General features: G+C 69.4%; 14 protein-coding genes. 7 read left to right on the plus strand and 7 right to left on the minus strand.

The window, feature by feature from the left end:
- The first annotated feature begins 887 nt into the window (after window positions 1-887).
- The 3 genes from ABT313_RS05900 to ABT313_RS05910 all read left to right on the plus strand — a co-directional run bounded on the left by ABT313_RS05900 (window position 888) and on the right by ABT313_RS05910 (window position 2,563).
- Window positions 888-1,454, plus strand: a complete 567-nt coding sequence (locus ABT313_RS05900) for a hypothetical protein (protein ID WP_350849126.1) — start codon at window positions 888-890, stop codon at window positions 1,452-1,454.
- Complete coding sequence (locus tag ABT313_RS05905) at window positions 1,451-2,227, plus strand: CAP domain-containing protein (protein WP_350849128.1); 777 nt, start codon at window positions 1,451-1,453, stop codon at window positions 2,225-2,227. Before ABT313_RS05900 ends, ABT313_RS05905 begins: the two co-directional genes overlap by 4 nt.
- A 75-nt stretch (window positions 2,228-2,302) precedes the next feature.
- Complete coding sequence (locus ABT313_RS05910) at window positions 2,303-2,563, plus strand: hypothetical protein (RefSeq protein ID WP_130444050.1); 261 nt, start codon at window positions 2,303-2,305, stop codon at window positions 2,561-2,563.
- On the opposite strand, the gene ABT313_RS05915 is transcribed toward ABT313_RS05910, so the two are convergent.
- A complete protein-coding gene (locus ABT313_RS05915; protein ID WP_350849131.1) occupies window positions 2,539-3,492 on the minus strand; it encodes a GlxA family transcriptional regulator in 954 nt (317 codons plus the stop codon). The two genes, ABT313_RS05910 and ABT313_RS05915, sit on opposite strands and share 25 nt — an antisense overlap.
- A gap of 82 nt (window positions 3,493-3,574) precedes the next feature.
- On the opposite strand from ABT313_RS05915, the gene ABT313_RS05920 reads away from it, so the two are divergent.
- Together ABT313_RS05920 and ABT313_RS05925 are read left to right on the plus strand one after the other, a co-directional pair.
- Complete coding sequence (locus tag ABT313_RS05920) at window positions 3,575-4,336, plus strand: MBL fold metallo-hydrolase (RefSeq protein WP_350849133.1); 762 nt, start codon at window positions 3,575-3,577, stop codon at window positions 4,334-4,336.
- A 113-nt stretch (window positions 4,337-4,449) separates the two neighbouring features.
- Window positions 4,450-4,920 (plus strand): lamin tail domain-containing protein, encoded by a 471-nt coding sequence (locus ABT313_RS05925; RefSeq protein WP_350849135.1) that lies wholly within the window; start codon window positions 4,450-4,452, stop codon window positions 4,918-4,920.
- On the opposite strand, the gene ABT313_RS05930 is transcribed toward ABT313_RS05925, so the two are convergent.
- Complete coding sequence (locus ABT313_RS05930; RefSeq protein WP_350849137.1) at window positions 4,917-5,768, minus strand: MOSC domain-containing protein; 852 nt, start codon at window positions 5,766-5,768, stop codon at window positions 4,917-4,919. The two genes, ABT313_RS05925 and ABT313_RS05930, sit on opposite strands and share 4 nt — an antisense overlap.
- Before the next feature lie 46 nt (window positions 5,769-5,814).
- Between ABT313_RS05930 and ABT313_RS05935 the strand changes: the two genes are divergently transcribed.
- Window positions 5,815-6,342 carry a helix-turn-helix transcriptional regulator gene (locus tag ABT313_RS05935; protein WP_350849138.1) on the plus strand — a complete coding sequence of 176 codons (528 nt, stop codon included), beginning with the start codon at window positions 5,815-5,817 and terminating at the stop codon, window positions 6,340-6,342.
- A gap of 30 nt (window positions 6,343-6,372) precedes the next feature.
- Here the strand turns inward: ABT313_RS05935 and ABT313_RS05940 are convergent, their stop codons facing one another.
- Window positions 6,373-7,179: a spermidine synthase gene (locus ABT313_RS05940; protein ID WP_350849139.1), complete on the minus strand. Its 807-nt coding sequence runs from the start codon at window positions 7,177-7,179 to the stop codon at window positions 6,373-6,375.
- A gap of 16 nt (window positions 7,180-7,195) precedes the next feature.
- On the minus strand, window positions 7,196-8,317 hold the full coding sequence (locus tag ABT313_RS05945) for a glycerophosphodiester phosphodiesterase (protein WP_350849141.1): 1,122 nt from the start codon (window positions 8,315-8,317) through the stop codon (window positions 7,196-7,198).
- A 187-nt stretch (window positions 8,318-8,504) separates the two neighbouring features.
- On the opposite strand from ABT313_RS05945, the gene ABT313_RS05950 reads away from it, so the two are divergent.
- Window positions 8,505-9,497, plus strand: a complete 993-nt coding sequence (locus ABT313_RS05950) for a malate dehydrogenase (protein WP_134105369.1) — start codon at window positions 8,505-8,507, stop codon at window positions 9,495-9,497.
- 54 nt (window positions 9,498-9,551) lie between these two features.
- Here ABT313_RS05950 and ABT313_RS05955 read toward each other — a convergent pair whose 3' ends face one another.
- The 3 genes from ABT313_RS05955 to ABT313_RS05965 form a co-directional block, all read right to left on the minus strand.
- The gene (locus ABT313_RS05955) at window positions 9,552-12,782 is read right to left on the minus strand and encodes a S8 family peptidase (protein ID WP_350849144.1); all 3,231 of its coding nucleotides are present in this window, start codon (window positions 12,780-12,782) and stop codon (window positions 9,552-9,554) included.
- Window positions 12,783-12,851: 69 nt separating this feature from the next.
- Window positions 12,852-16,091 (minus strand): S8 family serine peptidase, encoded by a 3,240-nt coding sequence (locus tag ABT313_RS05960; RefSeq protein WP_350849146.1) that lies wholly within the window; start codon window positions 16,089-16,091, stop codon window positions 12,852-12,854.
- A gap of 228 nt (window positions 16,092-16,319) precedes the next feature.
- Entirely contained in the window at window positions 16,320-17,030 is a 711-nt protein-coding gene (locus ABT313_RS05965) for a transporter substrate-binding domain-containing protein (protein WP_350849148.1), read from the minus strand.
- Window positions 17,031-17,066 lie beyond the last annotated feature (36 nt).

Genomic DNA, 17,066 nt, shown 5'->3' on the forward strand with positions numbered 1-17,066 from the left:
CCACGAAATAATGTCCGAGTCCGGTAACGGCCGGTACAAACCACGCAGGAAGGCGACCCGAGCAGCGTCACGCTCGTCGCGGTCCGGCAACCGGTCCACCCCGCCCGCGGAATCCACCCCGCCCGCACCACCCGAACCACCGCGGTACGCACCGCGTTCGAGCGACGAGTCCCCGTTCTGGGCCACGGCGCAGAATGCTGGTGCGTCCAACGAAAACCCGTTCTGGGCCGGAGGCAACCAATCCCGCCCGGCGACCCCGCAGTACGCCCCGCGCGGCGCCCTCCCCAGCTACACCGCACCCGAGGACGCGAACTCCGGCCTGCCGATGCGGACGCCTGCCGAGTCCCCGGATTCGCTGACTGCCGGACGGCGTCCTGCTGGTACTCCGTCGTGGGTCGAGCAGCCGATCGCCGGCGCCGAACCCGAAACCCCCACCCGCGCCCGCCGCGCCGCCCGCCGCCCGGAAACCCCGGAGCCGACCGAGCGCGCGCCCCTGGGCGAAACCGCCGGCACGTGGTCAATCCGCCGCGCCACCGACGACTGGGCCTCCCTGAGCACGAGCACACCGGACACCCCCGCGCGCCCCACCCCCACCCCCGCCGCCTCCGCAGCCGACGCCCTAGCCACCACCGGCCGCACCACCGGAACCCCGCGCACCACCAACACCTCCACCGACTGGGCATCCGCACGCCCCGAGTCCACTAGCGCAGGCGCTGGCTCCGGTTTAGCCGGACCTGCCGACTCCCGGTCAACCGGCGCTGCGGACTCCCGGTCAACCGGCGCGGACGCTGCCGGCTTCGGGTCGCCGCGTGGCGACTCCACCAGCACAGCCGCAGCCAGCTTCGGCTCCGCCGGCGCCGCCGCCGGCCAGCGATCGACTGGCGCAGATGCTGATGCGGCCGACTACAGGTCGGCCCGCACCGACGCCGCAGGTGCAGGCGCTGCCGGGTTCGGATCCGCTGGTGCTGGTGCTGGCGACTTTGGCTCCGCTGGTTCTACTGCTGGGCTGCGGTCGAGTGGTGCGGATGCTGATGCTGCCGGCTACAGGTCGGCGCGCGGCGACGCCGCCAGCGCGGGTGCTGCCGGGTTCGGAGCTGCTGGTGCCGCAGACCTTCGGTCTGCTGGCGCTGGTGCTGGCGACTTCGGATCCGCTGGTTCTGCAGCTGGGCTGCGCTCGAGTGGTGCGGACACTGATGCTGCGGGCTTCGGAGCTGCTGGGCTGCGGTCAGTTGGTACGGGGGCTGGTGCTGGGGACTCCCTCGGGGGTAGTCGGCTTGGGGCTGCTGGTGCTGACTTCAGGTCGGCGCGTGGGGAGTCCGCCGAGGCTGCTGGGCGGGGTGGGGGGCGTGGGAGTTCTGGGCCTGGTGGAAGTGGGCCGGGGCGCCGGCGGGCTGGTGGGGGTGAGAAGCGGGGGCGGCGGTCGATTATTGCTGTTGCTTCTGTGGTGTTGGTGATTACGCCGATCTCGTGGATCTTGTTGCACCAGCCGCAGAACGACGACGCGGATGCCTCGGTGCCGATCGTCACGCGGACCGACGACACGTACATCACCCCGACCACCAAGGCCGCCGTCGCCACCCCGACGACACGTCCGACGGTCCCGCCGACGGCGACCCCGACGAGCTCGCCGACCGTCACCCCGACGGACACGCCCACCGCGAGCCCGACCGACACCCCGACCGACTCCACCTCCCCGACCACGGTCCCGTCGGAGTCCCCGAGCACGACCGAGCCGACCGACTCCCCCACCTCGGAGAAGGCGACGAGCGCCCCGACCACCCCGGGCCGCACGGTCTCCACCAGCCGCCCGACGCAAACGACGACCCCGCCGCCGCCACCGCCGCCGGCGCGGGACGGCGGTATGGACGCCGACGAGTCGCAACTGTTCGACATGATCGACAGCGCGCGCAAGAACAACGGCTGTCAGCCGCTCGAGCAGGACCCGGACCTGACCGGCAGCGCCCGCTCGGACGCCAGCAGCCGCGCCAAGTCCGGTTCGACGAACAGCTTCGGCTCCTCGAAGTCCACCGCCGGTGGTGACAACTGGACCGCGCAGCAGGCCTATGACCAGATGATGGCTCAGAGCCGCGGCACGATCCTGAACTGCGGCCTGACCACCCTGGGAGTCGGCCGCAAGGGGTACGCGCACTGCACGGCGATCGACCTGCTCGGCCTCTGCATCGGCTCGAAGCCGACGCGGTACGCCTGGGTGGCGGACTTCTCGTAGGAAGTGCGGCACGATTCCTGCTGGTTGGTGTGATCATGGTTGGACGACCTGGTCCACCAACCTGCGGGAGGCTGGATGTTCTCCGAGCGTGACGACGTGGATTCGGCCGGGCCGGCGCACTACGGGATTCACCCGGACGCGTTCGCCGAGGAGCGGCCCGATCCGCGGCCGGAGGAGGCCAAGCGGATGGGGCTGAGCCGGCACACCGAGGAAGGCGCCGTGCTGTACTTCGCCTCGTCGCTCGACCGCGGCAAGACCGGGCACCGGATGATGGCCTGGATCCTGCTCGTCACGTTCGCCGCGCCGGTGATCTACATCCTGCTCGTACTGCTGTAGAACTCCTGCCGATGCCGCTGCGGCGTCGTCCCCAGCAGCGTGTGGAAGTGGTGCCGCAACGCATCACTGCTCCCGAACCCGCTCGAAGCCGCCACCCGCTCGACCGGCAGATCGGTTGTCTCCAGCAACAGCCGCGCCCGGTCCAGCCGTTGCCGCAGCAACCATGCCTGCCCCGAGCTCCCGGTCCGCGCCCGGAACTGCCGCGTGAACGTACGCCGTGACAACGCCACCGCCCCGGCCCACTCGTCCAGCGACACCGGCTGGTCGAGCCGCGCCCGCGCCCACACCATCGCCTTCTCGATCACGTCGTCGCCCGGATCCGGCGGCACCGGCACCGGGATGTACTGCGCCTGCGACCCGCTGCGATGCGGCGCGACCACGATGTCGCGGGCAACCTTCTCCGCCTCCTCGACACCGTGATGCAGCCGAACCAGATGCAAGCAGCAGTCGAGCGACGCCGCCGTACCGGCCGAAGTGATCACGTCTCCCAGGTCCGACCACAGCACGTCCGCGCGCACCTCCAACTCCGGGTGCTGATCGCGCAACTCGTCCGCCCACCGCCAGTGCGTCACCACCTCGCGGCCGACCGCGATCCCGCTCTCCGCCACCAGGAACGCCCCGATGCACAACCCGACCACGGTCGCCCCGCGCGCATGCGCCCGCCGGATCGCATCCAGCAGTACGTCGGACGCCTGCCGGCCGGGCTCCCAGCTCGGCAGCACGACGACATCGGCCCGCTCCATCACCTCGAGCCCGTGATCGACGCTGATCCCGAAGCCCGCATTCGTCCGCATCGATCCCGGCGACTCCGCGCAGACGAGTACGTCGTACCCCGTCGTCCGGCCGCGCCGTTCACCGAGGACCAGGCACGGCACGGACAGGTGGAACGGGCTCATCCCGTCGTACGCGAGGACCGCGACAGTACGCATACCAACAGTATGGCCCGATCTTCGGCAACTATGGCTCCCGGGCCAATGGCCGGACGGCGTGCGGCGACGGAGGATCGTGGTCATGGAGATCACGCACATCGGCGGCCCGACCGCCGTCCTGAACCTCGGCGGCCTGGCGTTCCTGATCGACCCCGCCTTCGACGAACCCCGCGACTACCAACTGCCGGGACGGGTGATGACCAAGCTGATCGGCCCGGCGATCCCGGCCGGTGAGCTCGGCCCGATCGACGTCGCGCTCGTCTCGCACGACGAGCACAAGGACAACCTCGACGACGCCGGCCGCGCACTGCTGGCGACCATCCCGACCGTACTGTCGACCCCGGGCGCAGCGACCCGCATCGAAGGCGTCCGCGGCCTGGAGAACTGGGAGTCGATCGACCTGCCCCGTCCGGACGGCGGCGTCGTCACGGTGACCGGCGTACCCGCGCTGCACGGTCCCGAGGGTGCCGAGAAGGTGCTCGGTGTCGTCACCGGGTTCGTCCTGCAGGGCGAAGGTCTGCCGACCGTGTACGTCGCCGGCGACAATGCGTCGCTCGGGCTGGTGAAGGAGATCGCGGACCGGTTCGCGCCGATCGACGTCGCGGTCCTGTTCGCCGGTGCCGCCCGGACCGCGTTGCTCGACGGGGCCAACCTCACGCTGACGTCCGCGGACGCGGTCGAAGCCGCGCGACTGCTCGGTACGGCGACGATCGTCCCGGTGCACACCGAGGGCTGGGCGCACTTCACCGAGGGGCCTGACCAGTTCGTCGCGGCGTTCCGTGAGGCCGGGCTGGAAGAGCGCGTGAAGGTGCTCGAGCACGGGGTCGCGACACCCGTTGATTGAGCCCTTGACGAGCACAGAGCGTAACGACTAGCGTGTGCGACCGCCGGGGGGAACCGGCAGCCTGAGTTCACCGGGCCGGGGGGAGATCGGCCCACTGCCGAAGGGGATTTTCTGTGTTCGCACGACGCTTCCGCACTCTCTTTTCCGCCGCGACAGCCGCGGTGGTGCTGGCCGGTACGGCGGCCTTCGCGCCACTGACGGCCGATGCGGCGATCACCGCCGTACTCAGCGGGATCCAGTACGACCCGCCGGGCACCGACGTCCGTACCAACGCCCAGATCAACAACGAGTTCTTCACTGTCCGCAACATCAGCAGCCGGCCGATCAACCTGTCCGGCTTCCGGGTCGCGGACGTCGCCAAGCACGTGTTCGTGTTCCCGAAGGGCTATGTACTGCCGGGCCGGTCGACGGTGATCGTGCGCACCGGCAAGAACCGGAACCGGGCGCTGACGCTGTACTGGAACCAGAGCTGGTACGTCTGGAACAACACCGGCGACACCGCCTACTTCCAGACCCCGGCCGGCAAGACCTTCGACACCTGCACCTACAAGGCCGTGACCGGCCGCTACCGAGTCGGCTGTTAGTCCTGGGCGGGATCGGTGCCGTCCGGGATCCAGTCCCGGACGGTGATCTCGTCGCCGACGCGAATGGTGCCTCCGGCAAGTACTGCGGCCTTGACGCCGAAGCTGACGCCGCCGCCGTACGCCGGTTCGCGCCGGTACGTCGCCAGTGTGCGGGTGGGTTCCGGACCGGACTTGGCGCCGGTCGCTTGGTCCACTGTCGGAACCGCACACCGGATACCGCGCGCCGAATAACCGATCTCGACCGCGCCGGCCGTCATCCGGAGCACCTTGTCCTCGGTGTGCGGTTCGGACCAGCCGGACACGACGAGGTTCGGCCGGAAGCGATTCATCGGGATCGCCTCGCCGCCGCGCTCGACGATGCGCGCATTCAGCCCGTCGAGTGACGACAGCGACGTGATCATCAGCGCATGTGCGTCGCCGTACCCGGTGAGGCCGCGATGGGCGCCCCAGCCGGGCCGTTCGTGCTCGGGCGTGACCCGGACCAGCGCAGCCGGCGTACCGAGGCGGGCCGAGAACCATTCGTCCGCGGCCGCGTCCTGGACGACGCCCTGGCCGAACCATTTGCCGAACAGACTGACGTCGCGCCGCTTGCCGTCGTACCGGATCGCGAGCTCGAGATCGGGGGCGTCGGCGGCGGACAGCCGGAGGCGGTCGCCGGCGGTTTCGGCGTGCAGGGTCGCCATCGCGGGGAGCTTGCGCTGGCTGAGGAAGCTGCCGTCGGGCTCGACGAGCATGAACAGCCGGTCGTTGAGCAGGCCGGTCGGGCCGACCTCAGCGGACTCGACGGGGATCCCGGCGAGACCTTTCACCGGGTAGTAGGCCAGGGCGGCAACCTTCGCGACAGACACAGGGTCAAGCCTAACCGGCGCTTGATCTGTTGAAACGTGTTGAGTTATGTTTGAACACGTGGAGGCCTTCGCGGATGCGTTGCAGCGGGTACGTCGCGATGCCGGGCTGAGCTACCGGCGGCTGGCCGAGCGCGCGCACTACTCGCATCCACACCTGATCCGCGCGACCAACGGCAAACAGTTGCCGACCTGGGAGGTCGCCAGGGCGTTCCTGACCGGGTGCGGTGTACCGGCCGACCTGATGCCGGTCTGGCACCGGCGCTGGGAAGAAGCCGGCCGCGATCCGCGCGACGTGGTCGGGTTGCTGGACAACGCGGAGACGCTCGAACAGCTCGGCGCTGCCGTCGCAGCACTCGCCCGGCCGCGATCGCTCCGAGTGCTCGCCGAACTCACGGGCATCCCGCGCGCCACCATCCAGGCCTGGCTCCAAGGCACCCGCCTGCCCAGCCCCGACAGGCTCGACCTGCTCATCCGCGCAGTCGGCGCGACCGCGCCCGAGCGCGCCGCGGTCGCGCGCGCCGCGAAACGGCTCAGCTCGGCCCGGGAGCGCTCGCCCCTCGCCGAGAGCGCCTGAACGGCGGCGGCCGCTGCGCCGGTGCCGGCGTCAGCTCCGGAAGACCGAGGGCGGTGCCTGGGGTGTGATGTAGTTTTCGGCGTCTGTGAGGGGGGCGGCTTTGCCCGCGAGCTCGTCGAGCGGCATCACGTCGTACGGCGGTTGGGCGCGGCGCCCGGCATCGGTCAGGTCGGGGACGGGCTGCCGGGACGCGACCATGATCACGTTGCCGAATCCCTTGCCACGCAGGATCTTCCGCTCCGCGAGCACTACCCCGCCCCCGATCGCGGCCCGCACGGTCGCCGCCGTACGCCGGACGAACGGCAACCCGGCCTTCCCGTCGATCAGATTCGCCACCAGCACGCCCGTCGGCCGCAACACCCGGGCGCACTCGCCGAAGAACTCCGCCGTCACCAGATTCGCCGGCACCGCCTCGTGCTCGAACGCGTCGAGGATCACCACGTCCATCGAGTCGTCGTACACCTCGCCGATCCCGGCCCGGCCGGTGACCGGCCGCACCTTGATACCGGTCCGCTTCGGCAGCGGTAGTGCCTCGCGGACGAACTCGGTCAGGTCCTCGTCCGGCTCCAGCACGATCTGCCGCGACCGCGGCCGGGTGACGGCGACGTACCGCGGGATGCTCAGCGCGGCCCCGCCGACGTGCAGGACCGCGATCGGCTGACGTCGCGGCACGATCGCGTCCACGACGTCGCCGATCCGGCGCATGTACTCGAACGGCAGGTGGGCGGGGTCGGCCAGATCGACCTGCGACTGCGGCGATCCGTCGATCCGCAGCACGAACGTCCCGTCGTGCTGCGCCTCTACACTCGCCAGCCCGGAGGCGGTCCGTCGTTCCACCCGCCCATCATTCCAGTCAGCGAGCTTCCTTCTCCTCGGCCACCGCGATGTCGGTGTTGTCGGTGAACAGCCCGTCGATCCCGGTCTTGCGGTATGCCGCGATCTCGCCGAACAGGTTGCCCGAGTCGTTCGGGTTGGCCGAGCTGTCGAAGTCGGCCGGCAGGAACGTGTTCTCGACCCGGAACGTGTACGGGTGCACGACGAGCCCGGCCCGGTGCGCGTCCGAGACCAGGCTTGTCGGCTTGCCGAGCTTCCCGGTCGCGTCGAGTGGGATCACCTGATCCTTCGAAGGCCCGACGCCGTCGGCGTACGTCGCGACCTCGCGCAGCCCCTTCGCGCTGACGATGTCGGCGTACGTGCGCTTGTCGCCGGAGACCACGAAGTCGTACGGCGCACCGGCCGAGCTGGTCAGCTGCACCAGCGGGACCCGGAGCTGGTTGTCCAGCGCCTTCAGGTTCGACACCTCGAAGGACTGCACGAAGACCTTGGCGTCCGGCCGGTTCAGGCCGTTGCGGTTCAGGGTCTTGATCAGCTCGGGCTCAAGCGGCAGCCCCTGCTGCCCGAAGTACGTCGGGTGCTTGGTCTCGGGGTAGATGCCGATCGGGCGGCCGAGCTCCTTGGACAGGCGCTTGCTGAGGTCGATCACTTCCTGGAATGTCGGGATCTGGTAGTGCCCGTTGAAGACCGTGTTGTGCTGCCGCACCGCGGGGATCCGCTCGACCGCGCGCAGCGTCTTCAGCTCGGCCAGCGTGAAGTCCTCGGTGAACCAACCGGTGGTGGCGACGCCGTCGAGCAGCTTGGTCTTCTTGCGGTCCTTGAACTCCGGGTGGTTCGCGACGTCCGTCGTACCGCTGATCTCCGGCTCGTGCCGGGTGACCAGCACATGGTCCTTGGTGGTGACCAGGTCGGGCTCGATGTAGTCGGCCCCCATCCGCGCGGCCAGCTCGTACGACGCGAGCGTGTGTTCGGGCCGGTAGCCGGACGCGCCCCGGTGGCCGACGATCACGAAGTCGTCGTGCTTGCCCGAAGCAGCCGGCGCGGCGGGCGCGGACGAAGGGACGGCGGACGGTACGACGACGGCCGCAGCGACCGCGAGGGCCGAGGCGGCAACCGGCACCAGCCGGCTGGGCAGCTTCATGAAGTTCTCCTAACAGGTCAGGGACTGAGGTCACCCTCGGACACACCGTCGGCCCCGCGACGTACGCCGCATGACCGCTCGGTGAACGATCCATCGGGATGTGAGCTAGTCGGTGGTCCCCCAGCGTTGGGCTGCGACACCCGGCTTGCTAGCGTCCGAAGCACACAAAACACAAAGGGAGCGTGTCGTGAGCACTACACCGGTGAAGGTGGCCGTTACCGGGGCCGCGGGGAATATCGGTTACAGCCTGCTGTTCCGGATCGCGAGCGGGGCCCTGCTCGGGCCGGACACCCCGGTGGAGCTGCGGCTGCTCGAGATCACCCCGGCGCTGAAGGCCCTCGAGGGCGTCGTGATGGAGCTCGAGGACTCCGCCTTCCCGGCGCTGGCCGGGATCGAGATCGGCGACGACCCGAACGTGGTCTTCGACGGGGTCAACGTCGCGCTGCTGGTGGGTGCGCGGCCGCGGACCAAGGGGATGGAGCGCGGTGACCTGCTCGAGGCGAACGGCGCGATCTTCACCGTCCAGGGCAAGGCGCTGAACGACCACGCCGCCGACGACGTCCGGATCACCGTCACCGGCAACCCGGCGAACACCAACGCGCTGATCGCGAAGAGCAACGCGCCGGACATCCCGGCCGAGCGGTTCTCCGCGCTGACCCGGCTCGACCACAACCGGGCGCTGGCGCAGCTGGCCAAGAAGACCGGCGTGCACGTCACCGACCTGAAGAAGCTGACGATCTGGGGCAACCACTCCGCGACGCAGTACCCGGACATCTTCCACGCCGAGGTGGCCGGCAAGAACGCGGCCGAGGTCGTCAACGACCAGGCCTGGCTGGAGAACGACTTCCTCCCGACCGTGCAGAAGCGCGGCGCCGCGATCATCGAGGCGCGGGGCGCGTCCTCGGCCGCCTCCGCCGCGGCCGCGACCATCGACCACACCCGCGACTGGCTGGCCGGCTCGGCCGACGGCGACTGGCTGTCGATGGCGGTCGTCTCCGACGGCTCGTACGGCGTCGCAGAGGGCCTGATCTCGTCGTTCCCGGTGACCGTCAAGGACGGCAACTGGGAGATCGTGCAGGGCCTGGAGATCAACGACTTCTCCCGCGGCAAGATCGACGCCTCGGTCGCCGAGCTCGGCGAGGAGCGCGACGCGGTGAAGGCGCTCGGCCTGATCGGCTGACACCAACACGACAGAACGCCCCGCCGGCCGCGCCGGCGGGGCGTTCTGCTGTTCTCACCGCATCGTGTAGGCGGCGATCACCGTTTGGGTCGTGCTGTTCCCGGCCGCGTCCGTCGCCGTCGCGCGCAACGAGACGGTGTTACCCGCCGGCGTCGGGAAGATCGCCTTGTTACCAGCGACCGGCGCCTGCTTCCAACTGGCTCCGCCGTCGTCGGAGTACTGGACCTTCACCGTCTTCACGCCCTCGACCGTGAACGGCAGAACCGTGACCGGCTTGCGCACCACCGAGTTGTTGCCGTCCACGTCCGGCTGGAACGCAACCGTGTGGATCGGGATCGTCGGCTGGTCCGCGGACGAGCTGAACGTCGCCTCCAGATCGATCCGGGTCGCCCACGGCCAGACCTCCTGCGTGCGGGTCGCGACCAGCTTGTACGACGCCTTGTCCGCCGGCTGCCCGCCGATGCTGATACCGAACCCGTCCGAGGACCCGATCTCGGCCCCGTCGCGGGACAGCGTCGTACTCGCGGACGTCATGTCGACGTGGCCGCCATGGCCGTCCGCGTCGGTCATGCTGTTCAGATAGAGGTCCAGCCGGTCCGCGCGCCGGGCGGTGTAGGCGAACAACGACGGCCCGAACGCTGCCGCGTTCCACCGCTCCTGGTAGTACCGCCCGGCCTTGTAGACCACCGGGGCGCCTTCGAGCATCCACTGCCCGAGCGGGAAGTCCGAGCCGTCGGAGTCCTGCTGGGTGGTGCCGGACCAGCCGTACGGCGTCTGGTCCACGTAGTACCGGATCGTCCGCGGCACGTCGAGCCGGATGACTCGCGCCCACCCGCCGTCACCGTTCGGCTCGACCGCGGCCAGCATCTTGAAGACGCGACCCTCGGTCGTCTTGTTGACCGTGCTGTCCACGGTCGCAAGGTCGGACTGCTTCACCTTGCGGTCGAACCCGGTCGGGAATTCGCCGGGCTGGAAGTTCGCGATCCCGTACAGGTATGGCGTGTTCGTGAACAGCCCGTCCGCACCCGGCACGCCCCACTGGGACATGACATGCCCGGTCAACTCCGACGCGGACAGCTTCGGCCCGGTGCTGTAGGTGTACATCTCACCCGATCGGAAGCCGGACGCGGCGTAGGTGTACACGCCGTCCTTGATCGTTCGGTCGAAGCCGATGTCGGAGTTGGCCTGCACCGCGCCGGCGTTCGGCACCGAGGTGGTCACCGGCTTCGCCTTCCGCGCGTCGAGGACGACCGTCTGGTCACTGGTCAGCTTCACGCTCGGCGCGAGCAGCGTGAAGAAGATCCAGTCGTCCGTCCCACGCTCGAACTCCTGGAACTGGTTGAGCATGTACTCGCCCTGCGCCAGCCGGAGCGTCACCGTGCCGGTCTCGTCCGGCGCGATCGTGTCGTTCTCGTCGTTGTCGACGCCCGTGACGGACACCGGGTAGTCCGGGTCCGGGGCGCCGTTCGGCTTGATCAGCTTGACGGTCAGCGTGTACGTCGGAACTTCCTTGTCCACACCCACCGGTACGACGACCGTCTGGCCGCCGCCGGTCGCGGTGATGCGGCCGCTGTACAAGCCGTCTGCGCCGCCCAGGCTGGTGTCCGACGTCGCCTGCACGGACGCCGTACCGCCGGCCGGAACAGTCACCGAGTCGGCGCTGAGCTTCAGAGCGCCGGCGGGAGCCGCCGTACCGTCGGGGCCGTTCAGCGCCGACGACAGCGACAGCGTGACGGCTGCGTCGCCGAGGTTGCGGTAGGTCACCTCACGGGTGACCGGCTCGTCGTCGGTGTGCGGGTACGACGCTATGCCGAACGAGACGCTACCCGGCTCGGAAACCACGCTCGCCTTGATCGCCGTGGTCAGGTCGATCCGTCCGGCGCCCTGCTGGAACGACGTCTGGTCTGCGGCGACCTTCGCCGAACCCATCAGCGCGGCCTTCAACTCGGCCGGCGTCCAGGACGGGTGTTCCTGCAGCAGGATCGCGGCCGCGCCGGCGGTGTGCGGTGTCGCCATCGACGTACCCGAGAGCCGCAGGTACTTGTCGCCGACCGGCTCGCCGATCGTGGAGTCCTTCGACTTCGCCGCGACGATGTCCGTGCCGGGTGCGGTGACGTCCGGCTTCACGGCGCCGTCACCGATCCGCGGGCCGCGGCTCGACAGCGGATTCAGCTGGTCCTGCTTGGTGACGTTCCCGACGGTCAGCGCCGCATCCGCACTGCCCGGCGAGGCGATCGTGCGGTCGCCCGGCCCTTCGTTGCCAGCGGCAACTACAAACAGGGTGCCGGTCTGCGCGGTCAGCCGGTTGACGGCCTCCTCGAGCGGATCGATGTCCGGGGTGTCGGTGCCGCCGAGGCTCAGGTTCACGATCTTCGCCTTGACGTCGTTCGCGGCCCAGTCCATACCGGCCAGGATCGCGGACTCGTCGCAGCCCCAGACCTCGCAGACCTTGCCGTCGTAGATCCGCGCGTCCGGCGCCACGCCCTTGTACCTGCCGTCCGACGCGGCGCCGGTGCCGGCGATCGTCGACGCGACGTGCGTGCCGTGACCGACCAGGTCGTCGGCGGACTCGGTGGTGAAGTTCTTCTCCCCCACGACCTGCGTCGCGAGGTCGGGATGGGTCGCGTCGATGCCGGTGTCGAGCACGGCGACCGACACACCTTTGCCGGTGTACCCGGCCTGCCACGCGACCGGTCCGCCGATCTGCGGCACCGACTGGTCGAGCAGCACCTTGCGTTTGCCGTCCAGCCACAGCTTGGTGAATCCGCCGGAGTTCATGAACGTCTTGGCGTCCGACTTGTTCACCTTCATCGCCGCGCCGCCGATCGACGGCAACTGGCGGGTGACCCTCGTCCCGGCCGGCACGGCTCGCTTCGCAGTACCGGCGTACGTCGTCAGCACCGGGATCGTGCTCGTCGACGCGTCGTCGAACTTGTCCTTGACCAGCTCGGCCACATCGAACAGCCGGCGGTCGATCTTCCCGTCGCCGACCGCCTTGGTGACGTCGGCCGGGATCACGTACGAGTGGTCCTTGGTCCGGTACGTCGTGAAGCCGACGTGCTCCCGGCCCGCACCCGGCATGATCGCCGCTTTGGTCAGGTCGCCGCCGGGCAGGACGACGCGGTCGCCGGTGATCAGCGTGACGCTGACGTCCTTCACCCCCGCGGAACGGGCGGTGGCAGCCGGGCCGGACGGGACCGCATGAGCGGTTCCGCCCAGACCGGCGACCAGGCCCGCGACCGCCAGTGCGGCGATCGCGGGCGTTCCTCTGCGCGTGAATTTCACAGGGCCTCCCCAGAAATCGGTTGTCTGCGCGCCTTCACAACGTGACGACCGGTCTCCGGGGTTGCACGGTCAGGCCAACGGATATGCGCCGATAACGGTCAGTTCCGTAATGTTTCGGGCACCGTCGACCAGCTCGGACTTGAGCGAGATGCCCTTGGCCGTCTTCGGAGTCACGAAGATCGCCTTGTAACCGCCATGCCCGGTTGGCGCGACCGCGGCGTCGTGCCACGTCTTGCCGTCATCACCGGAGACCTGGATCGTCAGCTTCCGGATCTTGGGCAACGGCTGACCCGGCTGCGCCTCGACCACGACAGGCAGCACGGTGACCGGCTTGCGCTCGGCCACGTTGTGGCTGTTCACGGTCGGCCGGTAGCGGATCCCGAGCAACGGCAGCGGTTGCTGCTCGTCGGTCGCTGCCGACGAGAATGTCCACCGCAGATCCATCCGCGTGCTGAACGCGCTGAACGACTGCCGCGTCTGCGTCGATTCCAGCGTGTACGTCGACTTCTCCGCGGGCAGACCGCTCGCCTCGACGTACCCGAAGTACGGCGATTCGGCGACGACCTTCCCGTCCCGGATCAGCTTGCTGGACTGCGCATCGGTGGCGCTGAATCCGCTGCTCCCGTCCGCGTCGGCCAGTCCGTACGCGTAGATGGCCAGATCGTTCTGGGCCCTGGCCGCGAGGTCCGGCGCCGTGGTGAAGGCAGCGGCGTTGAAGCGCTCGTGGTACGACTTGCCGGCCCGGTACGACTTCACCGGCGACTCCAGCCGGGTGATCGTCTGCGGGAACGGGTCGTTCGGGTCCGTGCCCGGGGTGATCTCGTCGGTCTCCAGCTGCCACGTCGCCGGCTTGGCGTCGGCGTACAGCGTCGTGGTCAGCGGGGCCTTGCCGTAGTCGAGAACCGGCGACCAGCCGCCGTTCATCCCGGGCCCGTTGCCCATCAGGATCCGCTCGACGGCGCGGTCGCTCGCGGCGTTGGTGGCCTGCTTGACGACGGCCTGGTCCTTCGCCTTGACCGCCCGGACGAAACCGGTCGGGTAGACGCCCGGGAAGGCGTTCAGCTGACCCACGAGGTACGGCGAGTCGTTGAACGAACCGTTCGCGTCCGGCTTCGCCCACTGCGACGCAACGTGGCCGGTCAGCTGGTCCGGCGGCAACGCGGGACCGAGTTGGGCGCTGTAGAGGCCGTCGAAGTCGAACGCCAGACCGGAGTACCCGAATCCGTAGTTTCCGTCGGCGGACGTCCGGTCGAAGCCGACGTCGGCGAGCGCAACCTTCGCATCGGCCTGCGGAACGGTCACCTTGACCTGCTTGGTCGCGCGGGCGTCGAACACCACCGTGGTGTCCTTGGTGAGCTGGATCGAGGGCTGCACCAGGCTGTAGCTGGTGAAGCTGCCGTCCGGGTGCTCGACGAACTGGTTCGCCTGCACCAGGTACTCGCCTTTCAGCAGCCGTAGGCTGATCGTGTCGTTGCCGTCACCGAGGAACTGGAAGAAGCTCCGCTCCAGGGCCGTGATGACGCCTTCGACCGGCGCCGGCTTGCCGTCGGGGCCGATCGCCTTCAGGGTCAGCGTGTAGCTTTCCTGCTCCTTCTCCACGCCGATCGCGCTCGTGACGCTGACGTCGCCGCCGGTCGCGGTGATCCGGCCCGAGTACAGCCCGTCCGGGCCGTCGTGCTTGGTGTTCGAGGTGGCCTGCACGGACGCCGTGCCGCCCGCCGGGACGGTGACGGAGGTTGCGCTCAGCTTCAGTGCGTCGGCCGGCGCGGGGTTGCCGTCCGGGCCGTTGAGCGACGCGGTGAGGTCGAGCGTGACCGCCTGGTCGCCGAGGTTGCGGTACGTCAGGGTCTTGGTGACCGGGGTGTCGTCGTCGTGGGGCCACACCGCCGTACCGAACGAGACGTTGCCGGGCTCCGCGATCACGGTCTGCTTGATGCCCTTGGCAACATCTACCCGGCCGGCGCCCTGCTCGAACGCGGTCTGGTCGTCGAACGGCTTGGCCGAACCCATCAGCGCGCCCTTGAGCTCGGCGGCCTTCCAGTCCGGGTGCTCCTGCGCCAGGATCGCGGCCGATCCCGCTACGTGCGGCGTCGCCATCGACGTACCGTCGAGGCGCAGGTAATCGTCGCCGACCGGCTCGCCGATGATCGAGTCCTTCGCCTTGGCGGCGACGATCGACACACCGGGTGCGGTGATGTCCGGCTTGACGGCGCCGTCGCCGACACGCGGTCCGCGGCTGGAGAAGTCGGCCAGGCCGTTCTGCTTGTCGACGGCGCCGACGGTGAGCGCGGCGTCCGCACTGCCCGGCGAGCCAATGGTGCGCTCGGTCGGGCCGTCGTTGCCGGCGGCAATCACGAACAGCGTGCCGGTCTCGGCGGTCAGCCGGTTCACGGCCTCCTCGAGCGGGTCGATCCCCGGGGTGTCGGTGCCGCCCAGGCTGAGGTTCACGACCTTCGCCTTGACCTCGGTCGCGGCCCACTCCATGCCGGCCAGGATCGCGGAGTCCGGGCAGCTGCCGAAGTCGTCACAGACCTTGCCGTCGTACAGCCTCGCGTCCGGGGCCACGCCCTTGTACTTGCCGTTCGACGCGGCCGCCGTACCGGCGATCGTGGAGGCGACGTGGGTGCCGTGACCGAAGTGGTCGCCGTCCGGTGCGTCGGTGAAGTTCTTCTCCCCCACCACCTGGGTCGCGAGGTCCGGGTGGGACTTGTCGATGCCGGTGTCGAGGACGGCGACCGGGATGCCCTTGCCGGTGTACCCGGCCTGCCACGCGGTCGGCGCGCCGATCTGCGGGACCGACTGGTCCAGCGTGACCTTGCGCTTGCCGTCGAGCCAGATCTTGTCGATCCCCGGTGCGCTGAGCACGCCGGCCGGCTTCGTGGCTGTCAACGCGGCGCCGTTGATGACGGGCAGTTGCCGCGAGACCTTGGCACCCGGGATCGCGGCTCGCTTCTGGGTCTTCCCGCTGTACGTGACGATCAGCGGCAGTTTGTCGTCGTACCCGGCCTTGATCAGTCCGGTGACGTCGAACAGGCGGGTATCGAGTTTGCCTGTCGACAGTTGCTCGCGGACGTCCGACGGTACGACGTACAGGTGGTCCTTCAGCCGGTACGAACTGAACGCGACCTTGGTCCGGCCTGCGCCGGGTTGCACGGCGGGCTTGGCCGGGTCGCCGCCCTTCAGCGTGATCCGGTCGCCGGTGATGAGGGTGACGCTCTGGTCCTTCAGCTTGACCGTCTTCGCGGCCAGTGGATGAGGTTGTGGTGCAGCGGCTGATGCATGGCCCGGGGCGGAGAGCCCGAGGCTCAAAGCGGCGATCGAGGCGACGGCGGCTGCACCGCGGCGCCTCGATCGTGGTGTGGATACCACGATGAGTCCCTCCCGATCGTTGTCCTCACATCGGGCCGCCCGACGCCTCCTCACGGAGCGGAGTCGAGCGACCACTTAACGGTAGATGTCCGGACTGGACCGAAAGGTTGCCTGTATCACCTGCCACGGCAGGTTCCTGCCTCACTACTGCCCGTAAGGGCAAGTCGATCAGGCAGGCGGCGCGACCATGGCGTCCGCCTGGCCGGAGGCTGCGAGCGAGGCGGCGATGAAACCGGAGGCCTTGAGGTCCTCGATCACGCCGTGGAGGTAGGCAACGGTGTCTGCCTGCTTCGACCTGGCGGTGCCGACGGCCTGCTGGATCTGCATGAACCGCTCGTCGATCACGCGCAGGTCCGGGTGCTCGGCGACGTACGCCGTGATCGGCTGCCGGATCCCGGCCGCCGCCTCCAGGCCTTCGGCGCGGAACACGTCGACACCTTCCGCACCGCGCACAACCGTTGCCTGCTGCAACGTTCTGGTCAGGTAGAGGTCGTACGCCGAGCCTTGTTTGACCCCGATCCGCACACCCTCGGCGTCGACGTCGGCGACCGTGGCGAGCCGCGAGTCCCGTGGTACGGCGTACACGCCCTCGATCACGACGTACGGCGCGGTGAAGGCGACCTCCTCTGCCCGGGCCGGGTCGATCGCGAGGAAGCAGATGTCCGCCTGGCCGGTCGTCATCGCCTCGAACGACTTCCGCGCCGCGTCGAAACAGACCAGCTCCAAGGGCAGCTCGAGACGCTTCGCGAGCTCCCGCGCGATATCCACCGTGACTCCGCCCGGTGCGTCCGGCGTACCGTTCGCCAGCACCGGGTTCCCGAGGTTGATGGAGGCCCGCAGTACACCGGTCGGCGCGAGGTCCGCCTGCACAGTCGTCATACCCGCGACCCTATCCGCCGCACGCCCCCGACCCGG

It is taken from the genome of Kribbella sp. NPDC000426, assembly GCF_040300265.1.
Lineage (GTDB): Bacteria > Actinomycetota > Actinomycetes > Propionibacteriales > Kribbellaceae > Kribbella.